This is a genomic window from Pseudomonas sp. NPDC086251 (genome assembly GCF_044746405.1).
Classification (GTDB): domain Bacteria; phylum Pseudomonadota; class Gammaproteobacteria; order Pseudomonadales; family Pseudomonadaceae; genus Aquipseudomonas.
In genome coordinates, this window is record NZ_JBIVBY010000004.1 from 215,441 (window position 1) to 229,268 (window position 13,828).

Genomic DNA, 13,828 nt, shown 5'->3' on the forward strand with positions numbered 1-13,828 from the left:
TAGATCGCGGTCAAATGTGGGAGCGGGCTTGCTCGCGAAGGCGTCGGTACAAATTGCGCAGATTTGCGCGTTGACTGCTGCTTCCGCTCGGCTCAGGCTGCCTCTGCTTTTTTGATAAATCCCTTCACAAAGGAGACAGTCGATGCCCTTCGTAACCCTGGACGGACAAGCCCTTCACTACATTGATCAAGGCACTGGCCCGGCAGTCCTGCTGGCCGGCAGCTACCTGTGGGACCAAGCCATGTGGGCGCCGCAGATCGCCGCGTTATCGGAACACTATCGGGTGATCGCCCTGGACCTCTGGGGCCATGGCGAATCCGGGCCGCTGCCCGCCGGTACGACGTCGCTGGATGACATCGCGCGCCAGGCACTGGCGCTGCTCGATCACCTGGATATCGACCGGATCACGCTCGTTGGTCTGTCGGTCGGCGGCATGTGGGGCGTGAGACTGGCACTGTCGGCACCGCAGCGGCTCAACGGTCTGGTGCTGATGGACACGTACGTCGGTGTCGAGCCGGAACCGACTCGCCAATACTACTTCTCGTTGTTCAAACAGATCGAAGACACCGGCGTGATTTCACCGCAACTGCTGGATATCGTGGTGCCGATCTTCTTCCGTCCGGGCATCGATCCGCAGTCGGCGCTGTATCAGGATTTCCGCTCGAAACTGGCCGCACTGCCGCCGGAACGTCTGCGCGAAAGCATCGTGCCGATGGGGCGGATTACGTTTGGTCGGGATGATCTGTTGCCGCGTCTGGGCGAGTTGGATGCAGCGAACACACTGGTGATGTGCGGTGATCAGGACAAGCCACGGCCACCGAGTGAAGCCCGGGAGATGGCCGAGCTGATTGGTTGCCCGTCTGTGCTGGTGCCGGAAGCGGGGCATATTTCCAATCTGGAAAACCCGGGGTTTGTCACTGAGTCGCTGCTGAGGTTTTTGGCGAAGAGAAATTAGTCGATCTTGCTGACGTCTTCGCGGGCAAGCCTCGCTCCTACAGGTTTTGTGTGGTTTTGAATAGCACGCAGTCCTGTAGGAGCGAGGCTTGCCCGCGAAGAGGCCGATGGGGTTACTTCGGTCCGAGAATCTTCAGCAACTTGTCCGGCGAAGGCGCGCCTTGCTGTTGTTGCAACTCGCCCTTGTCATCCATGTAGAAAATCGCCGGGGTGGCCTGCAACTCCAGATCTTCCATCAACTGCATGTTGGCCGCGAGTTTCGCCTGGATCGCCGGTGGCACGTCTTTCAAGGCCTTGAGTTTACTGTCCTTGCCAGACTTCTCATGGTCTTCCAGCGCTTTTTGCGGGTCCTTCGCCGCCAGCAACGCGGCAGATTTGCCCGGGCTGTCTTCGCGGATAATGCCGACCATGATGTGCCGCAACTGCACCTTGCCGGCCTTCACCCACGGCCGCGCCTGTTCCCAGAACATGTTGCAGTAAGGGCAGTTGGGGTCGCTGAACAAGTAGACGACGCGCGGTGCGTCCTTGTTGCCGTCAGCGATCCAGTTGCTCGCTTCCATCTTGCCCCAGACTTCCTTGGCCATCGGTGCGTACACCAGCTTTTGCAATGGTGCGGCGCTCAGGTCATTGCCGTCCGCGTCGTACAAATTGCCCAGCAAGACATGCTTGCCATCGGGCGTCAGGTACAGCGCCATGCCACGGTTCTGGTATTGCGCGGCATACCCGCGCAAGCCATCGGGCGCGTCGAACTGACCGACGATTTTCGCACCCTTGGCTTCGATCTTCTTGATCGCCTCGGGCAGCTCTTCAGCCTGCACCGAGGGCAGGTGCAGCAGGGCGGCGCCCAGGGTCAACGTCAGCAGGTGGCGGAGGCGGGGCATGGCAATTTCCTTGAAGAGGTGGCCGGTACGGCAGGATTCGGGGTCTCGAAGTTTTCCAGGGCGCGGGCCAGGCTGGCTTCCGACAGTTCCCCCAGATGGCTGCCCAACAAGCGACCTTCGGGGCTGTAGAACAGCGTAGTCGGCAACGCCATGGAGCCCACGGCCTGGCCCAGTCGGCCGCCGCCGTCGAACAGCACGTTGGACAGGCTCAGGCCCTGGGTTTCCAGGAAGGTGCTGACGCTTTGCATGCTTTCGGCCTGGTTAACGAACAGGAAAGTCAGGTCCGGACGGTGTTGCTGGGCGTTTTCCAGCACCGGCATTTCCCGGCGGCACGGCGGGCACCAGGTCGCCCAAAGATTGATCACCAGCGGGCCGCCTTTGTAGTCGGCCAGTTGCACGGTTTCCCCGGCGGCATTGCGCAGGGCAATGTCCGGCAGGCGCGTGCCTTGTTCGTAAATTGTCAGGGAGAACGTCGCCAGCAACCAGAATGCCAGACCGCAGCCCACGCCAAAACCCAAGGGTCGGCGCAGGCCCGGGCGACGCCAGCCTCGATACACGGCGGCCAGCAACAACGCGATCACCCCCGGCCAGGCGAGGAAACCGCCGTCGCGCAGGTCGATAATCTGCCAGGCGTCGTTGCGATAGTGCGTCCAGTACACGGCAACAAAACCGATTCGCGCCGCGAGCATGCCGATCAGGAACAGGCTGAACAGCACCGACTCGGGGTTTTCCCCACCGCGCTTGGCCACCCGCCAGCCGACGAAGGTCGCCAGTGCCAATGCACTGATCAGCAGCAGGTGGTTAAGCGCGATGGCAAACGTGCCGAGGGTAAAGGTCAGCATTAACGGGCGTCTCGGGTGGTGGTCCAGCGTTGCAGGAAAGTGTCGGCATCGACCTCGCCGGTGATGCGCTGGCTGCGACGCTCTTCGCCGTCGGCACCGATCCACAGCAGGCTCGGTGGCCCCGGCACTTTGTAACGGCCGAGCAGTTCGCGGCTGGCGGCATTGTCGGCGGTGACGTCCAGCCGGAGCAAGCGCACGTCGCTCAGTGCTTCGAGTACCTTGGATTTGCCGAACACCTGTTTTTCCATGACCTTGCACGACACGCACCAGTCGGCGTAGTAATCCAGCAGCACCCACTGGCCTTGAGCCTGGGCCGCATCGAGTTCACGTTGCAGTGCGGCGCTGTCCTTGATCGTGGTGAAGGCGTCGTGGCCCGTTGGCACGGCGGCGAGGGCCGAGTTGGACGCGCGGAACACCTGCAACGGCTTGAACAGGTCATCACTGCCACCGGCCGCACCGATTAGCGCCAGGCTGCCCCACAGTCCAAGCAGCAACGAGCTGGCGCCGAACAGGTGGGCGATGCGACCGAAACCTTCCGACTGCTTCCAGGCGCTATACGCCGCGATCAACAGCAACGCACCACACAAACCGACCCACAGCGACTCATCCAGCACCGGACGCAACATCAGCAACGCGGTGGCGAGGAACAGGAAGCCGAAGATGCCCTTGAGCAGGTTCATCCAGGCGCCGGGTTTGGGCAGGAAGCGATTGCCGACGGTCACCAGCAACAGCAACGGCACACCGATGCCGATGCCCATGGCGAACAGAATCAGCCCGCCATGCAAGGCGTTACCGCTTTGCGCGATGTAGAGCAGGGCGCCCGCCAGCGGCGCGGTCATGCACGGGCCGACCAGCAGGCCGGACAAGGCCCCCAATGCGCCGGCGCCGATCAGGCTGCCGCCGCGCTGATTGCGCGAAACGTTTTCCAGTCGGTCTCGTACGGCCACCGGCAGTTGCAGCTCGAAGAAGCCGAACATCGGCAACGCCAGCAACACGAAAATCGCCGCGAAACTGCCGAGCAGCCAAGGGTTTTGCAACAGCGCCTGCAGGTTGGCACCGAGCAGCGCCGCCAGGACGCCCATCGCCGCATACACCAGCGCCATGCTCACCACATAACTGCTGGCCAGGGCGAAACCGCGCTTGGGCTTGGCGCCGCTGCCGACGATCAAGCCGGCCAGGATTGGCAGCATCGGCAATGAGCACGGCGTGAACGCCAGCAACAGGCCGAGGCCGAAGAACACCAGCAAGCTCCAACCCAACGCCCGTTGTTGCAGGCCACTGGCCAAGGCCTGGTCCGGCGCTTCGGTGGCCACGTTAACCGCTGCGCTGTCGCCCAGGTCCACGACCTGGGTTTGCGGCGGATAACACAAACCGGCATCGGCACAGCCCTGGAAACCCACCTTGATCTGGCCACTGGCACCGGCAGGAATCTTCAGCTCCAGGCCCTGGCGATAGACCTGCTGCTCACCGAAAAACTCGTCGCTGTGGGACTCGCCTTCCGGCAGCACCGGTTTGTGCTGCTCTGGCAAACCATCGAATTTCAGCCGTTTCTGGTACAGGTAATAGCCGTCGGCAATCTGCCAGAACAGCTGGGTTTCTCCAGACTCAAGGCGTTCGGAGGTAAAAATGAAGGCTTTGCCGACCGGAAGAAAGTCGGGCTTGGCCTCAAACGGATTGGTTCCCGCCTGGGCCAGACCCGAGATCAAGAGAACAAAAAGTACAAACAGTCGACGCATGGATAAGCCTTGGCTCTGTGCAAGTGAGCTGCACAATGAGCGGCGGCGATTAACCGATGATTAACCGCGCCCTACAGCGACTGCGAGCGGTAAAGGCAGACTGAAAGCCGGCCCTTGTAGACTATTCAGTCTCGTAACAGTCCAGGCCAGGATTCGTCATCGATTTGGGTGGGGCCAGCCACCACCCGATTGTTGGTGATGTCGTATTTCAGATATTCGTTATCGGTCAAGAAAATGTAGTAGTACTTGTCGAGCAGTGGGTGGTCGTTTTGTGCCGCGGTTATGATTCGGTGCTTATAGGCATCCAATCCACGCCAGTCCTGGGCTATCTGCCTGCGAATGACTTTCTGCTTTGCAATAAGGTCCACGACTAGGTAGTGCCCGTCATCCATGAGGAATTTGAATAACTTACCTCTACCAAACACTTGCCACCAGGTGCCGGCGACGATACGGTCAAAATAAGGAAGTAACATGTGCCATACCGAGTCGGCCAGGCGAAGGGTTCTGTTGACTTCATCGAGTTTCTGATCATATCGACAGACCATCGGTGTATCGCCTGCGTAATAAAACAGCCATAAAATGTCGTTGCCCGTCACAGGCCCGGTGCCGCCATAAGGATCAATGTCGGTGGTGGTGAATCCGAAGCGCAGATCTTTGACATGTTCGTCAAAGTTGCCCCATTTGCCATCGACAGCAGCGGGGTATCCCTCCGGCACTTCATTGTCGCCAATGTTAAAGCGAGAATAAGTATTGGTATCTTTGAAGAAGAAGTAAATACGGTCTGGTCCCGAGCGCCAATCGACAGCAACAAAGTTTTTAAATGTAGGCATGGTCTGAATCCTTTCAGTTAAGTAAGTCTTTTGAGTAATTGAAGGGTTGCATGTAAAAGTTAATGAGGGCAATAAAGCCGTATTTAGATTAACTCGCTGTTTTTTGCTTTTGTACGGTTTTATGGGGAGGGTTTGTTACGGTGTTAGTCAATCGAATACGTGAGGCTTAGTTAACTAATTATGCGATCATCCAACACCCTTTGACGGAGGTGGCGACGACTGAACGAAGGCCCTGCTTCTCGTCAGTCAATGCGCTTGCCATAATTGCCGCTTAATCCACACCTGTTTGACTCATGTTTTTGCTCACGGAGCTCCCATGCACGTACTGGTTTGCGAAGACGATGAGTTGATCGCCAGCGGCATCGTCGCCGGGCTCACCGCCCAAGGCCTGACCGTGGAGCATGTCGCTACCGCCTCGGCTGCCCGGGCGATGCTCAAGGTGGCCGAGTTCGACGTGATGGTGCTTGACCTCGGCCTGCCGGACGAAGACGGTCTCAAGCTGCTTCAGCAGTTGCGCCACAACGGCCTTGAGTTGCCGGTGCTGATTCTCACGGCCCGGGATTCCGTCACCGACCGCGTCGACGGTCTGCAAGCCGGTGCCGACGACTACCTGCTCAAGCCTTTCGACCTGCGTGAACTCGCCGCACGCCTGCACACGTTGCTGCGACGCGTGGCGGGACGCAGCGTCAACCTGATCGAGCACGGCGCCCTGACGTACGACCCGAGCAGTCGCGAAACCCTGCTCGCTGGCCAGCCGGTCGACCTGTCGCGCCGTGAACAGTCGCTGTTGCAAGCCTTGCTGCATAACCGTGGCCGAGTGCTGTCCACCGAGCAATTGAAAGACAGCGTCTACGGTTTCAACGACGAACTGGAAAGCAACGCCCTCAACGTTCATATCCATCACCTGCGGCGTAAACTGGGTAACGGCATTGTGGAGACCGTGCGCGGCCTGGGCTATCGCCTGGGGCCGGCGGATGGCGGAGATCAATCGAAGTGATGAGCCTGCGTTTGCGCCTGAGCCTGACACTCGGCGCCGCTTTTGCGCTGATCTGGGCCTTGGCGGCGGCCTGGATGCTCAGCGATTTGCGTAATCAAATGATGTTTTCCCTCGACCAGCGGCTGGTGGCGTCGGCGCGCATGGTCGCCGGGCTGATGGAACAATTGCCGGCCTTGCCAAGCAAAGGCGAGGGCACCCATTTCAGCGCTGAACAATTGAACATCCCGGGCGGCATGGCGTGTCAGGTCAGCTCGTTGCGCGGCGAAATCCTCGCCCGCAGTCACACCGACCCGCAACAAACCCTGGAAGCCGAGAAAATGGGCTTCCACGACCAGATGATCGACGGCGCACCGTGGCGCAGTTTCACCCTGGCCCGTGGCGATTTGCGGATCACCACGGCTGATCGGCAGATCGAACGTGAAGCCCTGAACATGTCGATCCTGCTGGCGGCTTCGGTGCCGGTGGGGGTGGCGTTGCTTGGTTGCCTGTGCCTGCTGTGGCTGGGGATCGGCCAGGGGCTCGCGCCGCTCAACCGCATGCGCGACGCCTTGATGCGGCGCAGCGCCGACTCCCTCGAACCGTTGCAGATCCAGCCGCTACCCAGTGAGCTGCAACCTTTGCTCGACACGCAGAATCAGTTGTTCCAGCGGATCGGCAAGACCATCGAGCGCGAGCGCCGCCTGACCGGTGACGCGGCGCATGAACTGCGCAGCCCGCTGACGGCGATCAAGACGCACCTGCAAGTGGCGCGCATGACCGACGGCGCGGCGCGGGATCAATCCCTGGCCCGGGCCGAAGAGGGCGCCGACCGTTTGCATCGCACGCTGGAACAATTGCTGCTGCTGGCGCGGGTCGAAGGCAGTCTGTCGTTTGATGACGGCGTGCAATGCAGCGCCGAGCAAGTGGCCAAACTGGCGATCCAGGACGCCGCCAGCGGTGATCGCCAGCGGATCAAGTTCAAGGTGCCGCCAAAGTTCTCTCACGCGCCGGTGCAAATGCCCGCCGTGCTCTCGATTGCCGCGCTGCGCAACTTGCTCGACAACGCGCTACGGCATACGCCGGGCGATGGCGCCGTGGAACTGAGCCTGGAAACCACCGGCAATCGCGTGCAGTTTGTGGTTCGCGACCATGGGCCGGGCATTGCCGAAGAGGACATGCAACACCTGACCCAACGCTTCTGGCGCAATGGCCAGAGCACCGGCTGCGGCCTCGGCCTGGCGATTGTCCAGGCCATCGTCCAGCGCTGCGGCTGCACCCTGCGTTTCGACAGCCGGCCGGACGGGTTGCGGGTTGAATTGAGCATGCCGTTGCAACCCCTCTGAAAACACCACGCCCCCCCTGTAGGAGCTGTCGAGTAAAACGAGGCTGCGATCTTTTGATTTTGCTTTTGATCTCGAGTGAGTCCGGATAAAAAATCAAAAGATCGCAGCCTCGTTTTACTCGACAGCTCCTACAGGGGATCTGGGTTGCACATCAAATGTAACCTCTCTCCATTGGTCACCGTCTCGCCTTAGCGCTATCGTCCCTCGCAGCTTTGACTCAATGGATTGAGGTGACAGCGCCATGGATGCATCGATTCACATCACCCCCGCAGCCCCTGCCGACGCCGGCATTATCAGCCGGATTGTCGAGCGTTCCATCCGGGTCGGTTGCGCGCTCGACCACCGCAACGATGCGAAAATCGTCGCGGCCTGGACCCACAACAAAACCGCCGAACACATCAGCGCCTGGCTGACCGACCAACGGTTGTACCTGAACATCGCCCTGTTGCAGGACAAACCGGTCGGGGTCGCCATGGCCGCGATCAGCGGCAAAGTGGCGTTCTGTTACGTGCAGCCGGAATGGTTTCGCCGGGGCGCCGGGCAAGCGCTGGTGCGCGACCTCGAGGGCTGGCTGCTCAAGCAGGGTTTGCACCACGCACGCCTCAACAGCACCCGCACCAGCGAGGCGTTTTACCACCATCTGGGATACCAGCCCTGCGCCCAAACCTTCATGGTCGCGGGGCTTCACGCGATTCCCATGCACAAAGGGCTGGCGCCACCTTCATAGAAAGCCGATCGCAGGTCTAAATCCGTAAGGCCCTGATGCGTTTCCAGAACAGGAAAACCTTATTGAGGGGTCGAGAGATGTCAGTCGCTACCAGCCTTATGGAAGATCAGTCGGCCCGGGTTGCCCCGACGCCGGCCGAGACGCTTTACCAGTTCAACGAATCGCCGTTGCTGGCCCGTCAAAACCGGCAGGAATCGAATGCCCGCAGCTACCCGCGACGCATTCCCCTGGCACTCAAACGTGCCAAGGGTATTTATGTCGAAGACGTCGAAGGCCGAAGTTTCATCGATTGCCTCGCCGGCGCCGGGACCCTGGCCCTGGGGCACAATCACCCGGTGGTGATCGAAGCGATCCAGCAAGTGCTGACCGATGAACTGCCACTGCATACGCTCGACCTGACCACGCCAGTGAAGGATCAATTCGTTCAGGACCTGTTCGGTCTGCTACCGCCGGCGCTGGCGGCTGAAGCGAAAATCCAGTTCTGCGGCCCCACCGGCACCGACGCCGTGGAAGCTGCGTTGAAACTGGTGCGCACCGCCACCGGGCGCAGCACCGTGTTGTCGTTCCAGGGTGGTTATCACGGCATGAGCCAGGGCGCGTTGAGCCTGATGGGCAGCCTGGGGCCGAAAAAGCCGCTGGGCGCCTTGCTCAGCAACGGCGTGCAGTTCATGCCGTATCCCTACGATTACCGCTGCCCGTTTGGCCTCGGTGGTGCGCAGGGCGTGCAGGTCAATCTGAATTACCTGGAAAACCTGCTCAATGACCCCGAGGCGGGTGTGCAACTGCCAGCGGCGGTGATCGTCGAAGTGGTGCAGGGCGAGGGCGGGGTCATCCCGGCCGATCTCGACTGGCTGCGCGGCTTGCGACGCATCACCGAGAAGGCTGGGGTGGCGTTGATCGTCGATGAAATCCAGAGTGGTTTTGCCCGCACCGGCAAGATGTTTGCCTTCGAACACGCCGGGATCATTCCGGATGTGGTGGTGATGTCCAAAGCCATCGGCGGCAGCCTGCCGCTGGCGGTGGTGGTGTATCGCGACTGGCTCGACACCTGGTTGCCGGGCGCGCATGCCGGGACCTTCCGTGGCAATCAGATGGCGATGGCGGCGGGCTCCGCGGTGATGCGCTACCTGATCGAGCACAAGGTCTGCGAACACGCCGCCGCGATGGGCGAACGCTTGAGCGAGCACTTGCACATCCTGCAGCGGGACTTTCCACAGCTGGGTGATATTCGAGGGCGTGGCTTGATGCTTGGCGTTGAGTTGGTCGATCCGGCGGGGCCGCGGGATGCACAGGGTCATCCACCGATTTTCGGACGGCTGGCGCCACTGGTGCAGCGCGAGTGCCTCAAGCGTGGGTTGATCCTCGAACTCGGCGGTCGTCACGGTGGCGTGGTGCGTTTCTTGCCGCCGCTGGTGATTACCGCTGCTGAAATCGATCGGGTGGCGGAGATTTTCGGCAGGGCCATGGCTGCTGCCACCGCCAGCCTCTAAATTTTTCGGCACCCGCAACGTTCCTTCTACATACCGGCTGCGCACACAGTGCAGCCCACCCTACAGCGATGGAGACATACCATGACGTCAGTATTCGACCGCGAGGACATCCTCTTTCAGGTCGTGGTCAACCACGAAGAGCAATACTCGATCTGGCCCGACTACAAAGCCGTGCCGGCAGGCTGGCGCACCGTGGGCAAGAGCGGGCTGAAAAAGGAATGCCTGGCTTACATTGAGGAAACCTGGACGGATATGCGTCCGCTGAGTTTGCGCCAGAAGATGGAAGAGCAGGCGGCTGTGACGCACTGATCGACTGCGCATTAAAAAGCCCGCTGAACCGGTGATGGTCAGCGGGCTTTTTCAGGTCTGGAATTTGTGTTGCCAGGCCGCCGGCGGTTTCGCTTTTACGCCTGCGACGCTCCTACAGGGATCTTCAGCCGGGATTGTTTGTATTAGACACCGCTCAACCCCTTGATCACCAAATCCACATTCCCTTCCAGCTCAGCCACCGGATCTTCGGCATCGATACTCAACACCACCAACCGACTCCCGGCCTCGGCAATCGCAGCTTTCACCGCGTCCGACGGCTGCCGATGATGCAACACCACCGCCACGTCATTGTCTCTGAGCGTCGCACTCAACGCTTTCAATGCCTCTGGCGTCCACTCGGCATCCGGCCGCGCATCCAGCCCAACCAGCTCCAGATTCAGCCCGCCAATCAGATAACCCAAGTGATCACTCAAACTCATCACACTGAGATTATCGATACTGCTTAACCGAGCCTCGCTGTCCGCGCTGAGCTTGAGCAACCGCTGCTTGAGCGCCGCCAGGTTGGCCTCGATCACAGGCTTGGCCGCTGGTGCCAGGCGCACCAGGTCCGCCGCCATCACATCCGCCATCCGCCCCATGTTATTACTGGAAAACCACGGCTGACTGCTCAACCCGTCGACCTTGTTACCCGGCTGCACCGCGATGCCGGGCAGGGCGCCGTCCACCGGGCGGGCGGCGTCGACTTCAACGATACGGATATTGCTGCGCCGTGAAATCGGGTACAGCGGGTCATCCGCCCACAGCGACCGCAGACCAATCACCGCATCGGCGTCAGTCGCCAGTTTGGCCAGCACCGGCGCGCCACGCCCGGTGAAGAACGCCGTCTGCCGACTACCCGGCAGATTGGCCGGCGCAGCACGTTCAAGGCTGACATCAGTGCCCTTGAGCAGAACTTGACCCAGCCCGTAGGTGATCGGCAAGGACGCCAGCACCCGCAGTGGCCTGGCACCGTCGACCGCAAACGATGTATTGACCAGCCCACACAGGGCAACAGCCAGAGTCAGTTGACGCAGAGAAAAAGACATTTATCCAAGGTTCCCTTTCAGGCTGGGGACAACGCCGCGAGCAATAGCAGCGAGGGCAAAGGCGATACCGGCCACCAGAATGATCGCGGCGCCGGACGGGATGGGCAGGTCGAAGACAATCGGCGCGAGAATCCCGCACAGCGTGCTGACCGTGGCGATCAACACCGAACACCAGAAGAAGCCCTTCAGCGATTGGCTCAACAAACGCGCTGCCGCCGCCGGAATCACCAACAGCGCGCCGACCAGAATCGCGCCGATGACTTTCACCGCCGCCACGGTGATCAGCGTCACCAGAATCACAAACAGGTAATCCAGGGTCTTTACCGCCACGCCGCGTACCGCCGCCAGTTGCGGGTTGAAACTGGCGAGCATGATGCGGTTGTACAGCGGCAAGGACAGCGCCATGACCAGCGAGCCAACGATGGCCAACACCAACAGGTCATTGCCATTGACGGTGAGCACCGAACCGAACAGCACGTTCTCCAGAATGTGCACGTTGATCTTGCCCGCCAGAATCAGTAATAGACTCGCGCCGAGAGCCAACGACACCGAGAGAAACACCCCGATCAAGGTGTCCGGCGCCAGACCGGTGCGGTTGCGCAGGTAATTGAGCAGGATGCCAAACAGCAGGCAGTAACCGAACAGGCTGCCGTAAGGTCCGGTGTACGGTTCGCCCAGCAGAATGCCGATGGCCACGCCCGTCAGCGCTGCGTGACCCACCGCTTCGGAGAAAAACGCAAAGCGCTTGACCACCACCAGCGTGCCCAAACCGCCCAGCACCGGGCCAATCAGCAAACCGGCGAGCAGCGCGTTGACCACGAATCCATAGGCCAGCGCCTCAGGCAGATAACCCGAAGACGCCCAGCCCTGAACCATCAGACGAAAGGCTTCGTAACTCATCAGGCAACACTCCGTGGATGAGTGGAAAACAGCGTGAGCAATCGCTCCGGCGTCAGGGCCTGTTTTGGCGTGGCATCGAACAGCACCCGGCGATTGAGCCCGGTGACACGATCCGCCAGCCGCCCGACCGCTTCCAGATCGTGCTCGATCCACAGCACGGTGATACCGCTCTGGCGCCAGTCGCCGAGCAGCCGTTCGAACACTTGAATACCGGCCTCATCGAGGGCCGACATCGGTTCGTCGAGCACCAGCAATTGTGGTGCCGGAATCAGCCCTTGAGCCAGCAACACCCGCTGACGCTCACCGCCCGACAACGCGCCCATGCGCCGTTTGCGTTTGTCCTGCAGGCCGACCCGTTCCAGCGCTTCACCGATGGCCGCCGCGTAATGCTTGCTCAGCCCGAGGAAAGCCGGACGCCGCTGACACATGGCGGCCATGAAGTCATCGACGGTCATCGGCAAACCACGGTCGAACTCCAGCGCTTGCGGCACGTAGCCGATGGTCCCGGGCGTGCCCGGCCATTGCAGGCTCAAGCGGCCCTGATGCGGCATCTGCCCGAGCAGGGTCTTGATCAATGAACTCTTGCCGCCACCATTGGGGCCGACCAGCGCATGCACGCTGCCGGGCTGGACCTGGAAGGTCACCTGGTCGAGGATCGTCGTGCGCCCGAGGGTCAGGCAGACATCGGCAAAATCCAGAGTCGGCCCCGACACCTGTGGGAGCGAGCCTGCTCGCGAATGCGCTGTGTCATTCAGCGATAAGGGTGACTGACCGGACGCCTTCGCGAGCAGGCTCGCTCCCACAGGAGATTCGCTGATTGTTTCTTTGGCTGTCATGCGCCGGACTCCTGAATCGCCCGGACCACGGTGTTGAGGTTGCCGGTCATTTCTTTTTCGTACTTGTCTGCGGTGTATTCGCCATAGGAAATATGTGACAGCGGATACAGCTTCACCCCGGATTCACGCTGGATGGTGTCGACGTAGGTGGACGGGAAATCCATCTCCGAGAAGATCACTTTCACGTCCAGTTCACGCAGTTGGTCGATGGTCTTTTTCAGCTGGCTCGGGCTCGGTTCGATCCCGTGGGCCGGCTCGACCACGGCGGTCACTTCGAGGCCGAATTCACGCAGCAGATAGTCGTAAGCCGCGTGTACCGTGGCCACTCGCAGCTCGGCATTCGGTGCCTGGGTCAGTTTCGCCAGGGCATCGGCGCGCATCTGTCGCAGGCGTTTGCCGTAGGCGCGGGCGTTCTGGGTGTAGGTCTTGGCGTTGTCCGGGTCGAGCTTGCCCAGTTCCCGGGCGATGTTGTTGACCTGGGCGATCGAGGCGCTGATCGACAGGAAGGTGTGCGGATTCACCACCTTGCCGGCACCGCGAGCGGCCGTACCGGTGGCAGCCAGCAACGGCACGTTTTCGTTGGCTTCGATCACCGCGACGTTCGGCGTTTCGCTGGCGGCGATCATGCGGTCGGCGAAGTCGTCATGACCGACGCCGTTGAGCACGATCACATCGAGCCCGCTGATGCGCTTGATGTCTTCGGCGCGGGGCTCGTAGGCGTGCGGGTTGAAACCGGCCGGAATCAACGGCACCACTTCGGCCTTGTCGCCGACGATGTTCGCCACGTAGCTGTAATAAGGGTGCAGGGTGATACCGATGCGCAGGCGCTTGGCTTCGTCGGCACTGGCCAGCGGAGTCAGCACGCAGGCCAGCAGGCCGATCAGCAGCAGGCGCAAGAATGAGCGTTGAGATGAAATAGGCATGGGCAAGCGGTCTTCTCTCGGGTGAAGGCGAGGGT

14 protein-coding genes are annotated in these 13,828 nt (G+C 60.9%); 6 read left to right on the forward strand and 8 right to left on the reverse strand.

Annotated features, from left to right (window positions below; all coding sequences use genetic code 11):
* The first annotated feature begins 142 nt into the window (after positions 1-142).
* Positions 143-955: an alpha/beta fold hydrolase gene (locus tag ACIPL2_RS08045; protein WP_401354689.1), complete on the forward strand. Its 813-nt coding sequence runs from the start codon at positions 143-145 to the stop codon at positions 953-955.
* A 112-nt stretch (positions 956-1,067) separates the two neighbouring features.
* Here the strand turns inward: ACIPL2_RS08045 and dsbG are convergent, their stop codons facing one another.
* From dsbG to ACIPL2_RS08065, 4 genes are all read right to left on the reverse strand, one after another.
* The gene (gene dsbG / locus ACIPL2_RS08050; protein WP_401354691.1) at positions 1,068-1,835 is read right to left on the reverse strand and encodes a thiol:disulfide interchange protein DsbG; all 768 of its coding nucleotides are present in this window, start codon (positions 1,833-1,835) and stop codon (positions 1,068-1,070) included.
* The gene (locus tag ACIPL2_RS08055; RefSeq protein ID WP_401354693.1) at positions 1,811-2,677 is read right to left on the reverse strand and encodes a prolipoprotein diacylglyceryl transferase family protein; all 867 of its coding nucleotides are present in this window, start codon (positions 2,675-2,677) and stop codon (positions 1,811-1,813) included. The genes dsbG and ACIPL2_RS08055 overlap by 25 nt, the downstream gene beginning before the upstream one ends.
* Positions 2,677-4,413, reverse strand: a complete 1,737-nt coding sequence (gene dsbD / locus ACIPL2_RS08060) for a protein-disulfide reductase DsbD (RefSeq protein WP_401354696.1) — start codon at positions 4,411-4,413, stop codon at positions 2,677-2,679. Before dsbD ends, ACIPL2_RS08055 begins: the two co-directional genes overlap by 1 nt.
* A gap of 125 nt (positions 4,414-4,538) precedes the next feature.
* The gene (locus ACIPL2_RS08065; RefSeq protein ID WP_401354698.1) at positions 4,539-5,243 is read right to left on the reverse strand and encodes a hypothetical protein; all 705 of its coding nucleotides are present in this window, start codon (positions 5,241-5,243) and stop codon (positions 4,539-4,541) included.
* Positions 5,244-5,559: 316 nt separating this feature from the next.
* Between ACIPL2_RS08065 and ACIPL2_RS08070 the strand changes: the two genes are divergently transcribed.
* From ACIPL2_RS08070 to ACIPL2_RS08090, 5 genes are all read left to right on the forward strand, one after another.
* A complete protein-coding gene (locus tag ACIPL2_RS08070; protein WP_059402342.1) occupies positions 5,560-6,240 on the forward strand; it encodes a response regulator in 681 nt (226 codons plus the stop codon).
* Positions 6,237-7,562 (forward strand): ATP-binding protein, encoded by a 1,326-nt coding sequence (locus ACIPL2_RS08075; protein WP_401354701.1) that lies wholly within the window; start codon positions 6,237-6,239, stop codon positions 7,560-7,562. Before ACIPL2_RS08070 ends, ACIPL2_RS08075 begins: the two co-directional genes overlap by 4 nt.
* A 241-nt stretch (positions 7,563-7,803) precedes the next feature.
* On the forward strand, positions 7,804-8,289 hold the full coding sequence (locus ACIPL2_RS08080; RefSeq protein ID WP_401354703.1) for a GNAT family N-acetyltransferase: 486 nt from the start codon (positions 7,804-7,806) through the stop codon (positions 8,287-8,289).
* A 77-nt stretch (positions 8,290-8,366) separates the two neighbouring features.
* Positions 8,367-9,779: an aspartate aminotransferase family protein gene (locus tag ACIPL2_RS08085; protein WP_401354705.1), complete on the forward strand. Its 1,413-nt coding sequence runs from the start codon at positions 8,367-8,369 to the stop codon at positions 9,777-9,779.
* 81 nt (positions 9,780-9,860) lie between these two features.
* Positions 9,861-10,088 carry an MbtH family protein gene (locus ACIPL2_RS08090; protein WP_128870981.1) on the forward strand — a complete coding sequence of 76 codons (228 nt, stop codon included), beginning with the start codon at positions 9,861-9,863 and terminating at the stop codon, positions 10,086-10,088.
* 143 nt (positions 10,089-10,231) lie between these two features.
* On the opposite strand, the gene ACIPL2_RS08095 is transcribed toward ACIPL2_RS08090, so the two are convergent.
* Genes ACIPL2_RS08095 through ACIPL2_RS08110 form a run of 4 tightly spaced genes read right to left on the reverse strand, consistent with a single transcriptional unit; the run spans position 10,232 to position 13,793 of the window.
* A complete protein-coding gene (locus ACIPL2_RS08095; RefSeq protein ID WP_401354709.1) occupies positions 10,232-11,134 on the reverse strand; it encodes a metal ABC transporter substrate-binding protein in 903 nt (300 codons plus the stop codon).
* Positions 11,135-12,034, reverse strand: a complete 900-nt coding sequence (locus ACIPL2_RS08100; protein WP_401354711.1) for a metal ABC transporter permease — start codon at positions 12,032-12,034, stop codon at positions 11,135-11,137. It abuts the gene before it with no gap.
* The gene (locus ACIPL2_RS08105) at positions 12,034-12,870 is read right to left on the reverse strand and encodes a metal ABC transporter ATP-binding protein (RefSeq protein ID WP_401354713.1); all 837 of its coding nucleotides are present in this window, start codon (positions 12,868-12,870) and stop codon (positions 12,034-12,036) included. The genes ACIPL2_RS08100 and ACIPL2_RS08105 overlap by 1 nt, the downstream gene beginning before the upstream one ends.
* Positions 12,867-13,793, reverse strand: a complete 927-nt coding sequence (locus tag ACIPL2_RS08110; protein WP_401354716.1) for a metal ABC transporter substrate-binding protein — start codon at positions 13,791-13,793, stop codon at positions 12,867-12,869. Before ACIPL2_RS08110 ends, ACIPL2_RS08105 begins: the two co-directional genes overlap by 4 nt.
* Positions 13,794-13,828 lie beyond the last annotated feature (35 nt).

Coding starts and splice junctions, on each gene's coding strand:
- dsbG (WP_401354691.1), bottom strand. CDS start 1,835: ATGCCCCGCCTCCGCCACCTGCTGACGTTGACCCTGGGCGCCGCCCTG.
- ACIPL2_RS08085 (WP_401354705.1), top strand. CDS start 8,367: ATGTCAGTCGCTACCAGCCTTATGGAAGATCAGTCGGCCCGGGTTGCC.
- dsbD (WP_401354696.1), bottom strand. CDS start 4,413: ATGCGTCGACTGTTTGTACTTTTTGTTCTCTTGATCTCGGGTCTGGCC.
- ACIPL2_RS08065 (WP_401354698.1), bottom strand. CDS start 5,243: ATGCCTACATTTAAAAACTTTGTTGCTGTCGATTGGCGCTCGGGACCA.
- ACIPL2_RS08045 (WP_401354689.1), top strand. CDS start 143: ATGCCCTTCGTAACCCTGGACGGACAAGCCCTTCACTACATTGATCAA.
- ACIPL2_RS08105 (WP_401354713.1), bottom strand. CDS start 12,870: ATGACAGCCAAAGAAACAATCAGCGAATCTCCTGTGGGAGCGAGCCTG.
- ACIPL2_RS08070 (WP_059402342.1), top strand. CDS start 5,560: ATGCACGTACTGGTTTGCGAAGACGATGAGTTGATCGCCAGCGGCATC.
- ACIPL2_RS08110 (WP_401354716.1), bottom strand. CDS start 13,793: ATGCCTATTTCATCTCAACGCTCATTCTTGCGCCTGCTGCTGATCGGC.
- ACIPL2_RS08055 (WP_401354693.1), bottom strand. CDS start 2,677: ATGCTGACCTTTACCCTCGGCACGTTTGCCATCGCGCTTAACCACCTG.
- ACIPL2_RS08095 (WP_401354709.1), bottom strand. CDS start 11,134: ATGTCTTTTTCTCTGCGTCAACTGACTCTGGCTGTTGCCCTGTGTGGG.
- ACIPL2_RS08090 (WP_128870981.1), top strand. CDS start 9,861: ATGACGTCAGTATTCGACCGCGAGGACATCCTCTTTCAGGTCGTGGTC.
- ACIPL2_RS08080 (WP_401354703.1), top strand. CDS start 7,804: ATGGATGCATCGATTCACATCACCCCCGCAGCCCCTGCCGACGCCGGC.
- ACIPL2_RS08100 (WP_401354711.1), bottom strand. CDS start 12,034: ATGAGTTACGAAGCCTTTCGTCTGATGGTTCAGGGCTGGGCGTCTTCG.